The 17,864-nt window shown below is 62.8% G+C and carries 16 protein-coding genes; 8 read left to right on the forward strand and 8 right to left on the reverse strand.

Annotated elements, in window-relative coordinates:
* Window positions 1–16 precede the first annotated feature (16 nt).
* A complete protein-coding gene (locus PSEMO_RS30435; RefSeq protein WP_075806566.1) occupies window positions 17–2,362 on the reverse strand; it encodes a TonB-dependent receptor in 2,346 nt (781 codons plus the stop codon).
* Between the two features lie 211 nt (window positions 2,363–2,573).
* On the opposite strand from PSEMO_RS30435, the gene PSEMO_RS30440 reads away from it, so the two are divergent.
* Entirely contained in the window at window positions 2,574–3,254 is a 681-nt protein-coding gene (locus PSEMO_RS30440; RefSeq protein WP_075806567.1) for a Fe2+-dependent dioxygenase, read from the forward strand.
* 3 nt (window positions 3,255–3,257) lie between these two features.
* Window positions 3,258–4,007: a tetratricopeptide repeat protein gene (locus PSEMO_RS30445; RefSeq protein ID WP_075806568.1), complete on the forward strand. Its 750-nt coding sequence runs from the start codon at window positions 3,258–3,260 to the stop codon at window positions 4,005–4,007.
* A 144-nt stretch (window positions 4,008–4,151) separates the two neighbouring features.
* Here the strand turns inward: PSEMO_RS30445 and PSEMO_RS30450 are convergent, their stop codons facing one another.
* Window positions 4,152–5,315, reverse strand: coding sequence for a type III PLP-dependent enzyme (locus PSEMO_RS30450; RefSeq protein WP_075806569.1), 1,164 nt, complete (start codon window positions 5,313–5,315; stop codon window positions 4,152–4,154).
* Between the two features lie 664 nt (window positions 5,316–5,979).
* Between PSEMO_RS30450 and PSEMO_RS30455 the strand changes: the two genes are divergently transcribed.
* The 3 genes from PSEMO_RS30455 to PSEMO_RS30465 all read left to right on the forward strand — a co-directional run bounded on the left by PSEMO_RS30455 (window position 5,980) and on the right by PSEMO_RS30465 (window position 9,984).
* On the forward strand, window positions 5,980–6,468 hold the full coding sequence (locus tag PSEMO_RS30455; protein WP_075806719.1) for a sigma-70 family RNA polymerase sigma factor: 489 nt from the start codon (window positions 5,980–5,982) through the stop codon (window positions 6,466–6,468).
* A gap of 17 nt (window positions 6,469–6,485) precedes the next feature.
* Window positions 6,486–7,457 carry a FecR family protein gene (locus PSEMO_RS30460; protein WP_075806720.1) on the forward strand — a complete coding sequence of 324 codons (972 nt, stop codon included), beginning with the start codon at window positions 6,486–6,488 and terminating at the stop codon, window positions 7,455–7,457.
* 82 nt (window positions 7,458–7,539) lie between these two features.
* Complete coding sequence (locus PSEMO_RS30465) at window positions 7,540–9,984, forward strand: TonB-dependent siderophore receptor (protein WP_075806570.1); 2,445 nt, start codon at window positions 7,540–7,542, stop codon at window positions 9,982–9,984.
* An 89-nt stretch (window positions 9,985–10,073) separates the two neighbouring features.
* Here PSEMO_RS30465 and PSEMO_RS30470 read toward each other — a convergent pair whose 3' ends face one another.
* From PSEMO_RS30470 to PSEMO_RS30485, 4 genes are read right to left on the reverse strand one after another with little or no spacing between them, the layout of a single operon-like run.
* A complete protein-coding gene (locus PSEMO_RS30470) occupies window positions 10,074–11,228 on the reverse strand; it encodes an osmoprotectant ABC transporter ATP-binding protein OsmV (protein WP_075806571.1) in 1,155 nt (384 codons plus the stop codon).
* The gene (locus PSEMO_RS30475; RefSeq protein ID WP_075806572.1) at window positions 11,225–11,878 is read right to left on the reverse strand and encodes an ABC transporter permease; all 654 of its coding nucleotides are present in this window, start codon (window positions 11,876–11,878) and stop codon (window positions 11,225–11,227) included. Before PSEMO_RS30475 ends, PSEMO_RS30470 begins: the two co-directional genes overlap by 4 nt.
* Window positions 11,875–12,783: a glycine betaine ABC transporter substrate-binding protein gene (locus PSEMO_RS30480; RefSeq protein ID WP_075806573.1), complete on the reverse strand. Its 909-nt coding sequence runs from the start codon at window positions 12,781–12,783 to the stop codon at window positions 11,875–11,877. The genes PSEMO_RS30475 and PSEMO_RS30480 overlap by 4 nt, the downstream gene beginning before the upstream one ends.
* 13 nt (window positions 12,784–12,796) lie before the next feature.
* On the reverse strand, window positions 12,797–13,510 hold the full coding sequence (locus PSEMO_RS30485) for an ABC transporter permease (protein WP_075806574.1): 714 nt from the start codon (window positions 13,508–13,510) through the stop codon (window positions 12,797–12,799).
* A 388-nt stretch (window positions 13,511–13,898) separates the two neighbouring features.
* Here PSEMO_RS30485 and PSEMO_RS30490 point away from each other — a divergent pair, with 388 nt between their 5' ends.
* The 3 genes from PSEMO_RS30490 to PSEMO_RS30500 all read left to right on the forward strand — a co-directional run bounded on the left by PSEMO_RS30490 (window position 13,899) and on the right by PSEMO_RS30500 (window position 16,269).
* Window positions 13,899–14,255 (forward strand): type II toxin-antitoxin system RelE/ParE family toxin, encoded by a 357-nt coding sequence (locus PSEMO_RS30490; protein WP_075806575.1) that lies wholly within the window; start codon window positions 13,899–13,901, stop codon window positions 14,253–14,255.
* Window positions 14,252–14,581, forward strand: a complete 330-nt coding sequence (locus PSEMO_RS30495) for a helix-turn-helix domain-containing protein (protein WP_075806576.1) — start codon at window positions 14,252–14,254, stop codon at window positions 14,579–14,581. Before PSEMO_RS30490 ends, PSEMO_RS30495 begins: the two co-directional genes overlap by 4 nt.
* Before the next feature lie 104 nt (window positions 14,582–14,685).
* Complete coding sequence (locus PSEMO_RS30500; RefSeq protein ID WP_075806577.1) at window positions 14,686–16,269, forward strand: peptide chain release factor 3; 1,584 nt, start codon at window positions 14,686–14,688, stop codon at window positions 16,267–16,269.
* 99 nt (window positions 16,270–16,368) lie between these two features.
* Here the strand turns inward: PSEMO_RS30500 and PSEMO_RS30505 are convergent, their stop codons facing one another.
* Both PSEMO_RS30505 and PSEMO_RS30510 read right to left on the reverse strand, forming a co-directional pair.
* Entirely contained in the window at window positions 16,369–17,448 is a 1,080-nt protein-coding gene (locus PSEMO_RS30505; protein ID WP_075806578.1) for a polyamine ABC transporter substrate-binding protein, read from the reverse strand.
* A gap of 56 nt (window positions 17,449–17,504) precedes the next feature.
* Window positions 17,505–17,846 carry a cupin domain-containing protein gene (locus tag PSEMO_RS30510; RefSeq protein ID WP_075806579.1) on the reverse strand — a complete coding sequence of 114 codons (342 nt, stop codon included), beginning with the start codon at window positions 17,844–17,846 and terminating at the stop codon, window positions 17,505–17,507.
* Between the last annotated feature and the right edge of the window lie 18 nt (window positions 17,847–17,864).

The raw sequence follows: 17,864 nt of genomic DNA on the forward strand, positions 1-17,864 counted from the left end.
GGTGAAAACAGCGACCTTAGAAGTGGACGCTGGTGGTCAGCAGGGCGGTACGGCCCGCCGCCTGGTTGGCGAAGTGGGTGGAGAACGCCTTGTCGTAGTAGACCTCGTTGGTCAGGTTCTGCACGTTCAGTTGCAGGTCGACGTTCTTGGTCAGCTTGTAGGCGGCCATGGCGTCATAGCGCACGTAGCTGTCGACCTTGGTGGTGTTGGCCACGCTGCCGAACACTTCGTCGGTGTAGAAGGCGCCGCCACCGATGGTGAACTTCGGCGTGATCTGGTAGGTGGTCCACAGGCTGGCCGAGTTGTTCGGCAGGTTCGGCAACTGGTTGCCGTCGTTGGCCTTGCCCAGCGGGCCGCCGTCGATCTGCCGACCTTCCATGTAGGCGTAGCCGGCGAAGACCTGCCATTTCTCGGTGATCTTGCCGCTGGCCGACAGCTCGATACCGTCAACGCGGGTGGTACCGACGTTCTCGTAGGTGTTGGTGTTGACCTGGACGCGGGCGTTGTCCTTCTCGGTGCGGAAGATCGCGCCGGTCAGGGACAGGCGGCTGTCCAGCAGGTCCCACTTGGTGCCGATTTCGTAGTTGGTGGTTTCTTCCGGCTCCATGTCGCTGCCGAGCAGGACGCCGTTACGGTCGGTGCTATTGGGCAGGACGTTGCCTTCCATGCCTTCACCCAGCATTGCGCCCGGTGGGGTCGCTGCGGTGGCGTAGGAAACATAGACGCTGCCGTTGTCGGCTGGTTTCCACACCAGGCCCAGCTGGCCAGTAACGAACTCGCTGGTGTCCTTGCCCTCGGCGCGCACGCCGGTCTTGCTGACGGTGGTGGCACCGTTGGCGCCGTAGGTGCGGTACTCGGTATCGAAGTGGTCGTAACGCAGGCCCATGTTGACCAGCCATTGCGGAGTCAGCTCAAGGGTGTCGAAGACGTAGATCGCGCGGGTCTTGCCCTTGGTGGTGGTGCCGGCGTAGTTGCGCGAGATCGAGCCGTTCCACGGATCGTCCGGGTTCGGGTTGCTCAGCGAGGTGCAGTTGTAGCCGCTAGAGACGATCATGGCCGGGGTGCAGTTGGTGCTGGACGGCACGGTCGGCGTGATCGGCGTCGCTGGGGTGGTGTCGGTGTTGACGTCGTAGGTCGAACGCTCGCTCTCTTCACGGCTCAACTCGATACCGGTGGAGAAGCTGTTCTTGAAGCCGGCGATATAGATGTCGCCGAACAGGTCGGTCTGGTTGGTGGTGGTGGCGGTGTTGCCCACCCGGGTGTTGGCCCGGCGCCAGACGCTGCCGTTGTTGACGTTGCCCTTGGAGTCGTCGGGCTGGGTCAGGATGTAGTCCTGCATCGAGTTGCCGTGGCGCAGGGTGTTCTTGATGGTCAGCGCGTCGGTCAGGTCGTGCTCGATGGCAATGGTGGCGATATCGGTGCGCGACTTGCGGAAGTCGCGGTCGGTCAGGCCGTAGAAGTTGCTGTGGTCGCCGCCGGAATAAGGCTTGTCCGGGTTGGCCGAGGTGCGGTTGGTGCCGGAGTAGGTGTAGGGCACGCCGGAATCCGGCAGGTCGTCGCTTTCGACGTGGTACCAGTCGAGGTTGACCCGGGTGTCGGTGCCCAGGCCGAAGGCCAGGGACGGGGCGATGCCCCAACGGTCGTAGTTGACCTTGTCGCGGCCGGCGACGTTGCTTTCGTGGCTCATCAGGTTCAGGCGACCGGCAATGGTGTCGGTGAACTGATAGTTGCCGTCGAGGGTATAGCGCTGGGTCTGGTCGGAGCCCCAGGTGAAGCCGCCGTCGAAGGAGTTGCCCAGATGGGCTTTCTTGCTCACCAGGTTGATGCTGCCACCTGCGGCGCCACGGCCGCCGACTGCGGAGTTCGGCCCCTTGCTGACTTCGATGGATTCCACGGCGAACAGCTCGCGGCTCTGTGCGCCGGTGTCGCGCACGCCATCGATGTAGGTGTCGTTCTGCGAGTCAAAGCCGCGGATGAACGGACGGTCGCCTTGCGGGTTGCCGCCTTCACCGGCACCGAAGGTGATGCCCGGTACGGTACGCAGGGCGTCCTGCAGGGTCAGGGCATTGGTGTCCTTGAGGACCTGTTGCGGGACCACGGTGACCGAACGCGGAGTATCGACCAGCGGCGCGGTGTATTTCTGCGACGAGGCGCGCTCGACCTTGTAGTCGGTGCTGGCCTGCTCGGCGGCCTGGGCATTGATGCTGGTGGCATCGAGGGTCAACGGACCAGCCGGCTTGGCAGGTACTGGCTCGTCGGCATAGGCCATGTGCGCGGCGGACGTGGCGGTGATGGCGACACCGATGGCGGATGCGAGCAAGCGCGGTGAGCTGACAGTGGCTGGAACGAATTGACGCGACATCAGGTGGACCCCCTCCCAAGGTTTCGAGGGGGCGGAATATAAGAGCAAGTGATTGGCACTCACAATTGAGAAAGGCTTGCATTTACATTCTTTACACCTTTCTTCACGAAATTTTGCCAAGGATCAATGGCCGCCCCTCGGTTGGGGCTTGTGACCTACGGATAAGAATCAATACCATTGACAACTTTTTCCGCTTAGGTGCCAGATCGCCATGCTTTCACACATTCCCGGCCTGTTCAACCGTGAGGAAGTGCTGCGCATTCGCGAGGCACTGGAGGCTACCGACTGGGCCGACGGCAAGATCACCGCAGGCTATCAATCGGCCAAGGCCAAGCACAATCTGCAGTTGCCCGAAGGTCATCCGCTGGCCAAGGAAATCGGCGCGGCGATGATCGAGCGCCTGTGGAGCAACCCGCGCTTCATGTCGGCGGCGCTGCCGCACAAGGTGTTCCCGCCGCTGATCAACTGCTACCGCGAAGGCGGCAACTTCGGTTTCCATATCGACAACGCGGTGCGCCAGCCCAAGGGCAGTGTGGAGCGGGTGCGTACCGACCTGTCGTCGACCCTGTTCTTCAGCGATCCGGAGGACTACGACGGCGGTGAACTGGAGATCCAGGACACCTACGGCATGCAACGGGTCAAGCTGGCGGCGGGGGACATGGTCCTGTATCCGGGCACCAGCCTGCATCGGGTCAACCCGGTGACCCGTGGCGCTCGCTATGCGGCGTTCTTCTGGACCCAGAGCCTGGTGCGCGAGGACAGCCAGCGCGCGCTGCTGTTCGAGATGGACAGCGCCATCCAGCAACTCACCGCCGATGTGCCGGATCACCCGTCGCTGCTACAACTCACCGGCACCTATCACAACCTGCTGCGGCGCTGGGTGGAGGTCTGAGGCATGGCGTTCCAGTTACGGCGTGAGGAAGTGGTGGGCTCGGACGAATTCGGCCAGATGCTCGAACAGAGCCCGGCCAAGGCGGCCCAGGCCCTGTTGATGGCGGCGGGCAAGGGCGTGGTCGAGGCCCAGGCGCTGCTGGGGCAGATCCTCCTCGACGGGCGCGGGATCGAGAGGGACCCGGCGCTGGCGCGGACCTGGTTCGGGATTGCCGCGCAGCAGGGCAGCGCCATGGCTCACAACATGCTCGGGCGTTGCCTGGAGCATGGCTGGGGCGGCGAGGCGGATGTGCCCAAGGCGGCGTTGCATTACCGGCATGCGGCCAATGGCGGACTGGACTGGGGGATCTACAACCTGGCCAACCTGCTGGCGACCGGGCGTGGCGTGGAGCTGGACCATGAGCTGGCGCTGGCCTGCTACCGGCGCGCGGCGCAAATGGGGCATGCGAAGTCGATGAACCTGCTGGGGCGGTACCTGGAGGAGGGCTTGCATTGCCAGGTGAATGTGCCGGCAGCGCAGGACTGGTATCGGCGTTCGGCGGAGGCCGGGGATTTCCGTGGGCAGTTCAGTCATGCGGCGGTGTTGGCGGCGCAGGGTGAGCTGGAGGGGGCGCTGAGGTGGCTGCAGGTGGCGCTGGAAGGCGGCAATGCCAATTTCCTGCGGGTGGCCGGACCGGCGCTGGAGCAGGCGGCTGAGCCGGAGATTCGGGCGATGGCGGGGGCTTACAAGAAGCGTCTGGCTGAGCTTGTGTAGTGGCCTTGAGGGCCTCATCGCTGGCAAGCCAGCTCCCACAGGGATCGCGTGCACCGCTGAACCTGTGGGAGCTGGCTTGCCAGCGATGAGGCCCGAAAGAGCGATACAAAAAAAAGGGGCTGATCACTCAGCCCCTTTTTTCATTTACAGGTAGTAGGCCTTCAGCGGCGGGAAGCCGTTGAATTCCACCGCGCTGTAGCTGGTGGTGTAGGCACCGGTCGACAGCCAGTACAGGCGGTCACCGATCGCCAGGTTCAGCGGCAGGCCGTACTTGTACTGCTCGTACATGATGTCGGCGCTGTCGCAGGTCGGGCCGGCGATCACCACTTCCTCGGTCTCGCCTTTCTTCTCGGTCCAGATCGGGAACTTGATGGATTCGTCCATGGTTTCGATCAGGCCGGAGAACTTGCCCACGTCGGTGTAGATCCAGCGCTCGACGGCGGTACGGGATTTACGCGCCACCAGCACCACTTCGCTGACCAGGATACCGGCGTTGGCGATCAGCGAACGGCCCGGCTCGAGGATGATTTCCGGCAGATCGTCGCCGAAGTCTTCCTTCAGGAAGCGGATGATCTCTTCGGCGTAGGTTTCCAGGCTGTTGGTCCGGGTGATGTAGTTGGCCGGGAAGCCGCCACCCATGTTGATCAGCTTGAGCTCGATGCCGTCTTCTTCCTTCAGGCGCTCGAAGATCACCTTGACCTTGGCGATCGCGGCGTCCCACACGGAGATGTCACGCTGTTGCGAGCCGACGTGGAAGGAGATGCCGTAAGGCACCAGGCCCAGGTCGCGGGCGAGGATCAGCAGGTCCATGGCCATGTCGGTCTGGCAGCCGAATTTGCGCGACAGTGGCCAGTCGGCAGTGGTCGAGCCTTCGGTGAGGATACGCACGTAGACTTTCGAGCCCGGGGCGGCCTTGGCGATGTTGCGCAGGTCGGCTTCGGAGTCGGTCGCGTACAGGCGCACGCCCTTCTCGTAGAAGTGGCGGATGTCCTTGGATTTCTTGATGGTGTTGCCGTAGCTGATGCGGTCCGCGCTGACGCCGCGGCTCATCACCTTGTCCAGCTCGTAGATCGAGGCGATGTCGAAGCTCGAGCCTTTTTCCTTCAGCAGGTCGATGATCTCGACCGCCGGGTTGGCCTTGACCGCGTAGTAGACCTTGGCGAACTCGAAACCGGCGCGCAGGTCGTCGTAGGCCTGGCTGATCATCTGGGTGTCGATGAGTACGAACGGGGTTTCTTGCTTGTCGGCGAACGCCTTCATTTTCTGGAAGGTTTCACGCGCAAAGTAGTCTTCGACCTGAATCGACATACCTGGGAACTCCATGGGCAAACTGAATGAATAAGTGGCTGCAACTGAACGCCCTCCGTATCCCCACTTTGGTTCGCCTACTTCCCAAGGCATGTCGCCGAAAGCAAAAAGGTCAACCGCGCGCGATACATTGCTGCTACGGGTGACCTTGCTGTCTCGTCGTCAGTACTTGAGCCGGATGGATCGTTTCCAGCATGGACGTTCGGCGCGAACTTTAGGACCTGAGGGGTTCAAGATCAACTAAAAATGTCGCCTTTTCGTACTCCTCGGCGGCCTGTTGTCGACGTGTTCCTTTCATAACCGACTCAGGTGACAGCCATATGTTCCGTCAGATCGCCCTTGCGTAAAAAATTGTGGAATAGCTGGCGAAGTGCTCACTTTTCCAGAACTTCGACACTCAGCCTTTCAATTGGCGCGTTTCCCTTCAAGTTGCTGTTCACTTATTAAGGATGACCGTTTGTCGAGTGTCTTCGAATGGCTGTTTGAGGGGGCTGGGTGTTCATATTTATGGCCACTCGTTTCGTGAGTGTTCGGCGCGAAAAAAATTTGCGTCGACGACCCTCGCGCACCTTCGATCGGGCACCTGAAGGAGGGATTTGCCCGGCTTAACGAGAAATATTACTATTCGCGCACTTTTCCATTGCCTGACGACGACCTTCCTATCGTGTCTCGACACAAAGGCTTCCTCGACCACTACCACGAGCTGATCGGCACCTGGACGCGCAAGCTGCGCAGTCGCCAGCAGGCCGAGGATCTCGCGCACGATGCCTTTGTCCGCGTCCTGGAAACCCAGCAGGATGCGGTGGCGCAGCCGCGCGCCTACCTGCACCAGACTGCACGCAATATCGCCGTGGACGGATACCGCCGCGAAGACCGCCGCCAGTCCCTGGAATTGCAGGCCCTGGAGCTTGCCCCGCAGCTGGACGACGACCCGGAGGCGTTCATGAATGCCCTGCAACTGGCCGACAGCGTCGAGCGGGCGCTGGCCGAGCTGCCGCTGAACTGCCGCAAGGTGTTCGTCTGGCAGAAACTCGAGGGCCTGACCCAGGCGGAGATCGCCGAGCGCATGGGCCTGAGCAGGAACATGGTGGAAAAGTATATGATCCGCACGCTTCGCCATCTGCGCGAGCACCTGGATGTGGCGAACAGATGAGTCAGGCGAAGGTATTCATGAATCAGGACGCAAGTCCCGGCCCGCAGGAGGCCGCGCGCGAGCAGGCAGCCGAATGGTTCGCCCGTGTTCAGGACGGGCCGCTGTCGGCTGAACGGCAGGCGGCTTTCGAGGCCTGGCTCGCGCAGGATCCTCTCCATCGTGACGAATACGCGTTGCTGGCCGACCTGTGGCGTGCCAGCGATCTGCTGCCGCGTGTGCGGCTTGAAGCCCTGTGTGTCGAGGACAAGGTCGCCGTCCTGCCCCGTCGTCGCTTCATTCGCCAGGCCTTGGCGGCGGGCGTCATGGCTGCTGCCGTCGGCCTCGGCTGGTTCACCTGGCAGGACGGCAAGCTCAACCATCATGAACAGTTGCAGACCGGCCTTGGCGAACACCGCCAGGTCGAGCTGCCGGACGGCTCCCGTCTGGAAATCAACTGTCGTACCCGCCTCGAAGTGCGCTTCAGCGCCGGTCAGCGGGATATCCGCCTGGAGCAGGGCGAGGTGATGTTCAGTGTCGCCCATGACAGCGAGCGGCCATTCGTGGTGGATGCGGGCAACGGCACGGTCACCGTCACCGGCACCCGCTTCGATGTGCGCCGCGACCCCGGTCAGACCCGGGTGGTGGTGGAACAGGGCTCGGTCCGGGTCCAGGGCCATCGCGAATCCCAGGCGCTGCTCAGTGCCGGGTTCGGTTCCCATATAGATGAAGAAGGCAACGTCGCCGCGGCGTACAAGGTGGACCCTGCCGCGCTGACCGCCTGGCGTTCCGGCAAGCTGGTATTCAACGACGCCTCCCTGGCCCAGGTGGCCGAAGAGGTCTCGCGCTATCGTCAGCATCCGCTGCACGTGGCGCCGAAAGTGGCGAAGCTGCGCCTGAGCAGCACCTTCCGCGTCGACGATACGGGCGCTCTACTGCGGGCCTTGCCGAGCATCCTGCCGGTCAGCGTGGTGGCCCATGCCGACGGCTCCCAGGAAATAATTTCAAAATAGATTCAGGTATTTTCCCGGTTGTTCGTCTTCCTGCCTGACTTGTAACTGCCAAGCATTTTCATTCTCAGGAAGTCCCGAAGACGTGAACAACAACAAGCATGCTCCGCGTTCCGCCGGCCGTTCGCGCTGGCTGCCCCTGGCGCTGGCCCTGGCGGTCAGTGCCGGCATCGGCAACAGCTACGCCGACTCGACCCCGACCAGCATCCAGATCCAGGCCCAGCCGCTGGCCAGCGCGCTGAACCAGTTGGGTCAGCAGACTTCGCTGCAACTGTTCTTCAGCCCTGACCTGGTGGCCGGCAAGCAGGCCCCGGCGGTGTCCGGCAACCTGGCGCCGGAGCAGGCGCTGCGGGCCCTGCTGCAGGGCAGCGGGCTGACCTACGAGATTTCCCAGGGCAGCGTGGTCCTGCATGCGGCACAGACCGGCGCGCAGGCGGGTGAAACCCTGGAGCTGGCGCCGACCGATATCTCCATGGTCGGCGACTGGCTCGGTGATGCCCAGGAAGCGGTGGTGCAGAACCATCCTGGCGCACGCACTGTGGTGCGTCGCGAGGCGATGATCGAGCAGGGCGCGATGAACGTGCGCGACGTGCTCAAGGGCATTCCCGGCGTGCAGGTGCAGGACTCCAATGGTACCGGCGGCAGCGACCTGTCGCTCAACGTCGGGGTGCGCGGCCTGACCTCGCGCCTGTCGCCACGCTCCACGGTGCTGATCGACGGCATCCCGGCGGCCTTCGCGCCCTATGGCCAGCCGCAACTGTCGATGGCGCCGATCTCTTCCGGCAACCTCGACAGCATCGACGTGGTTCGTGGTGCCGGCTCCGTGCGCTACGGGCCGCAGAACGTCGGCGGGGTGATCAACTTCGTGACCCGGGCGATCCCGGAAAAGGCCACCGGGGAAATCGGCACTACCCTGGAAACCTCTCGCTACGGCGGCTGGAAGCACATCGACACGGCCTTCCTCGGTGGCACCGCCGACAACGGTATCGGCGCCGCGCTGCTGTACTCCGGGGTCAATGGCAACGGCTACCGCCGCAGCAACAACGGCAACGATATCGACGACGTGCTGTTCAAGACCCACTGGGCACCGACCGACCAGGACGAACTGTGGCTGAACTTCCACTACTACGACGGCTCGGCCGACATGCCCGGCGGCCTGACCCAGGCCCAGTACGATGCCGACCCGTACCAGTCCGACCGCGACTACGACAACTTCAGCGGCCGGCGCAAGGATGTGTCGCTGAAGTACCTGCGGCAGATCGACGATGTCACCCAGTTCGAGGTGCAGACCTACTACACCGACAGCTTCCGTGGCAGCACCATTGCCGCCCGCGACCAGAAGACCCTGTCGTCCTTCCCGCGCAGCTATCACACCTTTGCCATCGAACCGCGGCTGTCGCGGCAGTTCTTCATCGGTGATGTGACCCAGGAAGTCAGCGTCGGCGCCCGCTACCTCAAGGAAGCGATGCACGAGCAGGCCAGCCGCCTGGCGCTGATCAACAACGTGCCGACCGTCACCCCGACTTCCGACGGCCATGTCTATCAGGACCGTACCGGCGGCACCGAGGCCAGCGCGTACTACATCGACGACAAGATCGACGTCGGCAACTGGACCATCACCCCGGGCCTGCGCTTCGAGCACATCAATACCGACTGGCACGAACGCGCGGTGCTCGGTACCAACGGCGTGCGGGTCCAGGCCAAGAGCCGCAGCATCAGCAGCGACGAACCGCTGCCGGCGCTGAGCGTGATGTACCACGTCTCTGACGCGTGGAAGCTGTTTGCCAACTATGAAACCTCGTTCGGCAGCCTGCAGTACTTCCAGCTGGGGCAGGGCGGTGTCGGTGACTCGACCGCCAACGGCCTGGAGCCGGAAAAGGCCAAGACCTACGAGATCGGCACGCGCTACAACGGCGAGCACTGGGGCGGCGAACTGACCGCGTTCTACATCGACTTCGACGACGAGCTGCAATACATCAGCAACGATGTGGGCTGGACCAATCTGGGCGCGACCAAGCACCAGGGCATCGAGGCGTCGGTGCGGTATGACCTGGCCGGGCTGGATGCGCGGCTGGACGGCTTGAGTGCGAATGCCGGGTTCACCTACACCCGTGCGACCTACGAAGGCGAGATCCCGGGCTTCAAGGGCCGTGACCTGCCGTTCTACTCGCGCCAGGTGGTCAATGCCGGGCTGCGTTACCAGGTGGACCGCTGGACCTGGAATCTGGATGCCTTCGCCCAGTCGAAGCAGCGTGCGCCGGGGACCGGGATGAATGCCGACGGCAGTTTCACCGGCAACTACATCACCGCGCCGAGTGCCGATGGGCAGTATGGCGATATCCCGGGGTACGTGACCTGGAGTGCGCGGGGCGGCTATGACTTCGGCCAGGAGCTGTCCAACCTGAAGCTGGCGGCGGGGGTGAAGAACATCTTCGACAAACAGTACTACACGCGCTCCAGCGACAACAACTCGGGGATCTATGTGGGTGAGCCGCGGACGTTCTATGTGCAGGCCAGCCTAGGGTTCTGACCTTCAGGGCCCTATCGCTGGCAAGCCAGCTCCCACAGGGACCGCGTACCCTGTGGGAGCTGGCTTGCCAGCGATGAGGCCATCAGCCGTTACACAGCAGTTTCAGCCGGAGACACGATACTGGTCTTGCCCCCACGCGAGCGCCCCGAGCTCAGGTAGGCCGCAATCGACTCCTGGGTCACCTCGCCCAGGAATACCTGTTCCGCATCCAGCACCGGCAACCACGCCCGGTTGAATTCATACATCCGCGACAACAGGATGCGCAGGTGCTCGTCATGCGCAGCGGTGGCATTGAACTGCCGCAGGAAATCGGCACACACACCCTGCTGACGGTGCAGGTCCCGACGTCGCACATAACCCAGCGCACGATTCTCGCCATCGGTCACCACCACATACTTGCGGTCGTGCTCGTCCATCAGCTCCAGCGCTTCCGCCACCGGCATTTCCGGGCTGGCCGACGGCGCGTTGTCCGCCGCGTCTTCCGCGCGCACCAGCAGCAGGCGCTTGAGCGTGCTGTCCTGGCCGACGAAGTTGCTGACGAACTCATCCGCCGGATGCGCCAGCAAGGTGTCCGGGTGATCGATCTGGATCAGCTTGCCCGCGCGGAAAATCGCGATCTTGTCACCCAGCTTGATCGCTTCGTCGATGTCATGGCTGACCATGATCACGGTCTTGTTCAGCGCCCGCTGCATCTCGAAGAATTCGTTCTGGATCATCTCGCGGTTGATCGGGTCGACCGCGCCGAACGGTTCGTCCATCAACAGCAGCGGCGCCTCGGCCGCCAGTGCGCGGATCACCCCGATGCGCTGCTGCTGGCCGCCGGACAGCTCGCGCGGGTAGCGCTGCAGATACTGCTTGGGCTCCAGGCGGATCATGCTCATCAGTTCGCGGGCGCGGTCGTGGCATTTCTGCTTGTCCCAGCCGAGCAGGCGCGGGACCACGGTGATGTTTTCCTCGATGGTCATGTTGGGGAACAGGCCGATCTGCTGGATCACATAGCCGATGCGCCGGCGCAGGGTCACTTCGTCGAGGTCGGTGGTGTCCTCGCCATTGATCAGCACCTTGCCCGAAGTAGGCTCGATCAGGCGGTTGATCATCTTCAGCGTGGTGCTCTTGCCGCACCCGGACGGGCCGAGGAAGACGCAGATCTCGCCTTCGTTGACGGTCAGGCTGACCGAGTCGACCGCCTTGACCTCCTTGCCGTTGCTTTGGAAGGTTTTCGAGAGGTTCTGGAGTTCGATCATTTGAGCAGTCCTTCTGGAGTCAGCTTGCGTTGCAGGGCTTGCAGGAGCAGGTCGGCGGCGATGGCCAGGAGGCTCACCAGCACGGCACCGACCAGCAGCATCGACATGTCGCTGCGGCTGATGGAGGTCAGGATAAGTACGCCAAGACCGCCGGCGCCGATGGTGGCGGCGATGGTCATCACGCCGATGTTCATCACCACGGCGGTACGCACCCCGGCGAGGATCACCGGTACGGCGATCGGCAGTTCGACCATGCGCAGACGCTGGCCGAAGGTCATGCCGATGCCGCGGGCGGCTTCGCGGATGCCCGGCTCGACGTTGGTCAGGGCCAGGTAGGTGTTGCGCATGATCGGCAACAGGGAATAGAGGAACACCGCGGTGATCGCCGGCAGCGGGCCGAGGCCCTGGCCGAACTTCGAGTAGAACGGCAGGAGCAGGCCGAACAGGGCGATCGACGGCACCGTCAGCAGCACCGTGGCGCTGGCCTGGAGCGGGCCGGCGAGGGCCGGGAAGCGGGTCATCAGGATGCCCAGCGGCACGCCGACGAGGATCGCCAGGGTCACGGCGATGCCGACCAGGGTGATGTGCTGGCCGGTCAGTTGCAGCACTTGCGCCCAGTCGAGGTGGGCGAAGGTATCCAGCAGGCTCATTGCGCACCTCCTTGCAGCGGGTGTTCACGCAGGAAGTCGTCGGCCACCTTGCCCGGGCTCTGGTGTTCGACATCGACCTTGGCGTTGAGCTGGCGCATGGTCTCGTCGTCCAGTTGCTCGGCCAGCGGTTTCAGCAGGGTCGCCAGTTCCGGGTTGGCATCGAGGATAGCCTTGCGTACCACCGGCGCCGCGGTGTAGTCCGGGAAGTAGTGGCGGTCGTCTTCCAGCAGCTTCAGGTCGAAGGCGCTGAGGCGGCCGTCGGTGGTGTACACCAGGCCGGTGAACACCTGGCCGTTGCGCAGCGCGGTGTAGACCAAGCCGGCATCCATCTGGCGGATGTCCTTGCGGGTGAACTGCAGGTCGTAGGTTTCGGTCAGGCCGGCGAGGCCGTCCGGGCGGTTGGCGAACTCGGTGTCGAGGGCGAGGACGTGGGTCTTGCCCGCTTCGTCGCGCAGCACCTGGTTGAGCTGGCTGATGGTCTGCACCTGCGGGTACTCCTCGGCCACGTTACGCGGCAGGGCCAGGGCGTAGGTGTTGCTGAAGCGCGAGGGCGCCAGCCAGATCAGGTCTTTCTTCGCGTCCAGTTCCTTGACCCGTGCGTAGGTCGCGGCGGCGTCGGGCAGACGTTCGTCGAAATGGTTGTAGGACACCAGCGACACCCCGGTGTATTCCCAGACCATGTCCAGCTGGCCGCTTTCCTGGGCGCTACGCGCCAGGTTGCTGCCCAGGCCGCTGGTGATGCGCACCTCGAAGCCGTGCTGGCGCAGGTAGCGCGCGGTGATTTCGGCGAGCACGGTCTGCTCGGTGAAGACCCGCGCGCCGATGCGGATCAGGGGTTTTTCGGCAGCCTGGGCAAATCCCGCGAACAGCAGGGCCGCGCCCAGGAGCAAGGCGATTCGTTTCATGGTGATCCCTCGGTCAGTGAGTCAGGCCGCGTTCCAGCCAGCGGCGGCTGCCCTGGGCGACCAGCGCGTCGAGCAGCAAGGCCAGCAGGGCGGTACAGGCCGCGCCCAGCAGCAGTTGCGGCTGGTTGTTCAGGGCGATGCCGGGGAAGATCAGGCTGCCCAGGCTGTTGGCGCCGATCAGGAACGACAGCGGTGCGGTGCCGACGTTGATCGCCAGGGCCACCCGCACACCGCCGACGATGATCGGCACGGCGTTGGGCAGCTCGACCTTGAACAGCGACTGACGCGGGGTCATGCCGATGCCGGTGGCGGCTTCCTTGAGCGAGGCGGGGACGTTTTTCAGGCCTTCGTAGGTGTTGCGCACGATGGGCAGCAGCGAGGCGAGGAACAGCGCGAAGATCGCGGGGCCGGCGCCGATGCCGAGGATACTCAGGGCGATGGCGAGGACGGCGAGGGGAGGAACGGTGTTGCCAATGTTGAAAACCTGCATGAAGCGTTCGGCGCGGTCGACCCGGTGTGGTCGACTCAGGGCAATGCCGGCGGGGATACCCACGGCCAGCGCCGCCACCATCGACAGCAGCACCAGCATCAGGTGCGCCTGCAGGTAGAACCAGAGATCGGCGCGGTAATGCGCGATCGTATCGATGCCGATCCAGTGGATCAGCAGGGCCAGGATGACGAGCGCGGCGGCACATCCCATCAGCCCCTTGCCATAGCGTGCAGCCATAGGCGGACTCCTTTTTTTATCGTCGGCGCACGGCTGCCGTGTGGTCGCCATTCCAGGCGACGGGCGAGCCGTGTGCGAAAAGTGGCGGGCAAAAACTGCGCGCCATAAGCGAAGCCCCGTCAGGCTCGTGTTGCCGGTGAAACCACCCCCGACCAACGGTCATTGCAGGGGAATGGACGCCTCCATCGCTTTAAAGGTTCCCATCTGATGCGGCATTTGGCCAGCGCTAATCCCCCGGGTGTTCGAAATTTCGCACGAGGAATGAGCGTGATTCTTACGGGGAGGCGTTGAATTACCTGCTGTTGGGCCGTTAGTCGCGAGGGGCAGCATTTACCTCCGTACTTCTTGCGAATAGTCGCTTGAAGGAATATTCCTTCGGAGGTATTTTATGCCGTGGACGGTTAAGTTTTGTACAGAGTTCGCTGAAGAGATACAGCGTTCCGATCAATTGTTCAAAGAGCAATTGGCGGTGCATCTGATGCTGTTGAGGGAAATCGGTCCTCTGTTGGGCCGCCCCAGAGTGGATACCTTGAGAGGCTCTCGCCATCAGAACCTCAAGGAACTGCGGTTTTTTTCCAATGGTTGCGTCTGGCGCGTGGTGTTCGCATTTGATCCCTCCCGCTGCGCCGTGGTTTTGGTCGCAGGTGACAAGGCAGGCGTCAATCAGGAGCGTTTCTACAAGGGCTTGATTGCTTGCGCGGATGAGCGGTTTGACAGGTATCTGGCAGGAGGTGCCGGGAAATGACAATGACACTTGATGATTTGATGGACAGCTTTTCTCCAGAGCGCAGGGTACGGGTCGAGGAGCAAGCCCGTGAGCTGATTCGTGAGGAGTTGACCCTGCAGGCTTTGCGACGGCAGTTGGACGTTACCCAGGAAAGCCTTGCCGAGCGATTGGAAATGGGTCAGGCCAATATCTCCAAAGTGGAGAACCGCAGCGACATGTTGATTTCGACGCTGCGCGATTATGTCGAGGCGTTGGGAGGACGGTTGGAACTGGTCGCCTGCATGCCGGGTCGCGCTCCGGTAAAACTACAGGGTTTCACTGACAGCCCGTCGGCTGCCGAGTAGATTTGCGCGCTTTAATATCCATATCAGGGGAGCCGATTTTGGTCCCCGCCCGACTTCAGGTATGATATCGCCCCTTTTTTCAATCCCCAGTCAGGCGATTTCCCATGACCCAGCAGGCCGCCGAAGTCGCGAAGCGCCGCACTTTCGCAATCATTTCCCACCCCGACGCCGGTAAGACCACCATCACCGAGAAGCTCCTGCTGATGGGCAAGGCCATTGCCGTTGCCGGTACGGTGAAGTCGCGCAAGTCCGATCGCCATGCCACCTCCGACTGGATGGAAATGGAGAAGCAGCGCGGTATCTCCATCACCACCTCGGTGATGCAGTTCCCCTATCGCGAGCACATGATCAACCTGCTCGACACCCCGGGCCACGAAGACTTCTCCGAAGATACATACCGCACCCTGACCGCCGTGGACTCGGCGCTGATGGTGCTCGACGGCGGTAAGGGCGTCGAGCCGCGGACCATCGCCCTGATGGATGTCTGCCGCCTGCGCGATACGCCGATCGTCAGCTTCATCAACAAACTCGACCGTGATATCCGCGACCCGATCGAGCTGCTCGACGAGATCGAGGCGGTCCTGAAGATCAAGGCCGCACCGATCACCTGGCCGATCGGTTGCTACAAGGACTTCAAGGGCGTCTACCACCTGTCCGGTGACTACATCATCGTCTACACCCCGGGCCACGGCCACGAGCGGACCGAGGTGAAGATCATCGAGAAACTCGACTCCGACGAAGCCCGCGCGCACTTGGGCGACGAGTACGAGCGTTTCATCGAGCAACTGGAACTGGTTCAGGGCGCCTGCCATGAGTTCAACCAGGACGAGTTCATCAATGGTCAGTTGACCCCGGTGTTCTTCGGTACCGCGCTGGGCAACTTCGGTGTCGACCATGTGCTCGACGCCGTCGTCGACTGGGCTCCGCGCCCGCTGGCCCGGGTCGCCCACGAGCGTACCGTGGAGCCGGTGGAAGAGAAGTTCAGCGGCTTCGTGTTCAAGATCCAGGCGAACATGGACCCGAAACACCGCGACCGCATCGCCTTCATGCGCATCTGCTCGGGCAAGTACGAGAAGGGCATGAAGATGCGCCATGTGCGCACCGGCAAGGACCTGCGCATCGGCGATGCGCTGACCTTCTTCTCCTCCGAGCGTGAGCAACTGGAAGAGGCCTTCGCCGGGGACATCATCGGCCTGCACAACCACGGCACCATCCAGATCGGTGACACCTTCACCGAAGGTGAGAGCCTGGGCTTCACCGGTATCCCGCACTTCGCCCCGGAGCTGTTCCGCCGTGTGCGCCTGAAGGACCCGCTGAAATCCAAGCAGCTGCGCCAGGGCCTGCAGCAGCTGGCGGAAGAGGGCGCCACCCAGGTGTTCTTCCCGGAGCGCAGCAACGACATCATTCTCGGCGCCGTTGGTGTGCTGCAGTTCGATGTGGTCGCCAGCCGGCTGAAAGAGGAATACAAGGTCGAGTGCGCCTACGAGCCGATCACCGTCTGGTCGGCACGCTGGATCACCTGCGATGACAAGAAGAAGCTCGAGGACTTCAAGGTCAAGGCCCTGGAAAACCTTGCGGTGGACGGCGGTGGTCACCTGACCTACCTGGCGCCGACCCGGGTCAACCTGTCGCTGATGGAAGAGCGTTGGCCGGATGTGAAATTCCGGGCTACTCGCGAGCATCACTAAGGGCAGCGGCAAGCTTCAAGCCATAAGCCACAAGAAAAGGCGGAGCACATTGGCCCCGCCTTTTCTTGCAGCTTGAAGCTTACGGCTTGCAGCTCAAGATCAGTTCCCCGCCTTGATGCTGGTCCAGATCCGGGTCCTGATCCGGTCGATCTTCGCCGGCATCGCCTCAAGCGCATACAGCTTGTCCATCACCTCGTCCTTCGGATAGATCATCGGATTGGCCTTCAGCTCTGGCTTCACCAGCGCATCCGCCTGCTGGTTACCGTTGGCGTACTGCACGAAGTCGCTGATATTGGCCATCACCTCGGGCTGCAACAGGTAGTTCATGTAGGCATACCCCGCTTTCTCATCCGGTGCATCCGCCGGCATCGCCACCATGTCGAACCACATCGGCGCGCCTTCCTTGGGAATCGAGTAGCCCACCTTCACGCCATTCTTCGCTTCCTCGGCACGGTTCTTCGCCTGCAACACATCCCCGGAGAAGCCCACCACCACGCACACATCGCCATTGGCCAGGTCGCCGGTGTACTTCGACGAGTGGAAGTAGCTGATGTATGGCCGCACTTTCATCAGCAGGTCCTTGGCCTTGTCGTAGTCCTTCGGATCCTGGCTGTGGTGCGGCAGGCCGAGGTAGTGCAGGGCGATCGGCAACAGCTCCGGACCGTTGTCCAGCACCGCCACGCCGCAGCTTTTCAGCTTGCCGATGTACTCGGGCTTGAAGATCAGGTCCCAGGAGTCCACCGGTGCGTTGTCGCCGAGCACCGCCTTGACCTTGTCGATGTTGTAGCCGATGCCGGTACTGCCCCACAGATACGGGAAGCCATGCTGGTTGCCCGGGTCGTTCACCTCCAGGGCCTTGAGCAGCACCGGGTTGAGGTTCTTCCAGTTCGGCAGCTGGCTCTTGTCCAGCTTCTTCAGGGCGCCGCCCTGGATCTGCCGGGCCATGAAGTGGTTGGAGGGAAACACCACGTCGTAGCCGGAGTGGCCGGTCATCAGCTTGCCGTCGAGGGTTTCGTTGCTGTCGAAGACGTCGTAGGTGGGCACGATGCCGCTGGCCTGCTGGAAGTTCTTCAGGGTGTCCGGGGCGATATAGCTGGACCAGTTGTAGATCTTCACCGAGTCGGCGGCGCTGGCCACGCAGGCGGCCAGCATCAGGGGTGCAACAAGGAGGGTGCGCATGTCCGGGTTACCTTTCTTTATCTGTTGTTATCGAAGGCAGCAGGCGATCAGCGGGATCAGAAAATAAGCACGTAGGTCTTGCGCACGGTCTCCTGGATATCCCAGATGCCGGTGCTGTTGGCCGGTAGCATCAGTGCGTCTCCGGCTTCTATGACAAGCGGCTCGCCACCGTCGGGGGTGAAGGTGCAGCGGCCCTTGATGAAGTGGCAGAACTCCTGTTGCACGATCTGCCGCCGCCAGCGCCCGGGGGTGCACTCCCAGATGCCGGTTTCCACGCCATCGCTGCGCTCGACGCAGGTGACCGACGTCACCGCGAGGGGCTCGCCGAGGGGCACGGCGACCGGGCTGGAAGTCTCCAGGGCGACGCTGTCGGTGTGTTTGAACTGGGTGATGCTCATGACCACGGGTTCCTCGTT

This window comes from Pseudomonas putida (genome assembly GCF_001941965.1).
Taxonomy (GTDB): domain Bacteria; phylum Pseudomonadota; class Gammaproteobacteria; order Pseudomonadales; family Pseudomonadaceae; genus Aquipseudomonas; species Aquipseudomonas putida_L.

What these genes read in the sequence shown, in the direction of transcription:
- PSEMO_RS30435 (WP_075806566.1), bottom strand. Translation starts at nt 2,362, where the DNA reads ATGTCGCGTCAATTCGTTCCAGCCACTGTCAGCTCACCGCGCTTGCTC.
- PSEMO_RS30440 (WP_075806567.1), top strand. Translation starts at nt 2,574, where the DNA reads ATGCTTTCACACATTCCCGGCCTGTTCAACCGTGAGGAAGTGCTGCGC.
- PSEMO_RS30445 (WP_075806568.1), top strand. Translation starts at nt 3,258, where the DNA reads ATGGCGTTCCAGTTACGGCGTGAGGAAGTGGTGGGCTCGGACGAATTC.
- PSEMO_RS30450 (WP_075806569.1), bottom strand. Translation starts at nt 5,315, where the DNA reads ATGTCGATTCAGGTCGAAGACTACTTTGCGCGTGAAACCTTCCAGAAA.
- PSEMO_RS30460 (WP_075806720.1), top strand. Translation starts at nt 6,486, where the DNA reads ATGAATCAGGACGCAAGTCCCGGCCCGCAGGAGGCCGCGCGCGAGCAG.
- PSEMO_RS30470 (WP_075806571.1), bottom strand. Translation starts at nt 11,228, where the DNA reads ATGATCGAACTCCAGAACCTCTCGAAAACCTTCCAAAGCAACGGCAAG.
- PSEMO_RS30475 (WP_075806572.1), bottom strand. Translation starts at nt 11,878, where the DNA reads ATGAGCCTGCTGGATACCTTCGCCCACCTCGACTGGGCGCAAGTGCTG.
- PSEMO_RS30480 (WP_075806573.1), bottom strand. Translation starts at nt 12,783, where the DNA reads ATGAAACGAATCGCCTTGCTCCTGGGCGCGGCCCTGCTGTTCGCGGGA.
- PSEMO_RS30485 (WP_075806574.1), bottom strand. Translation starts at nt 13,510, where the DNA reads ATGGCTGCACGCTATGGCAAGGGGCTGATGGGATGTGCCGCCGCGCTC.
- PSEMO_RS30490 (WP_075806575.1), top strand. Translation starts at nt 13,899, where the DNA reads ATGCCGTGGACGGTTAAGTTTTGTACAGAGTTCGCTGAAGAGATACAG.
- PSEMO_RS30495 (WP_075806576.1), top strand. Translation starts at nt 14,252, where the DNA reads ATGACAATGACACTTGATGATTTGATGGACAGCTTTTCTCCAGAGCGC.
- PSEMO_RS30500 (WP_075806577.1), top strand. Translation starts at nt 14,686, where the DNA reads ATGACCCAGCAGGCCGCCGAAGTCGCGAAGCGCCGCACTTTCGCAATC.
- PSEMO_RS30505 (WP_075806578.1), bottom strand. Translation starts at nt 17,448, where the DNA reads ATGCGCACCCTCCTTGTTGCACCCCTGATGCTGGCCGCCTGCGTGGCC.
- PSEMO_RS30510 (WP_075806579.1), bottom strand. Translation starts at nt 17,846, where the DNA reads ATGAGCATCACCCAGTTCAAACACACCGACAGCGTCGCCCTGGAGACT.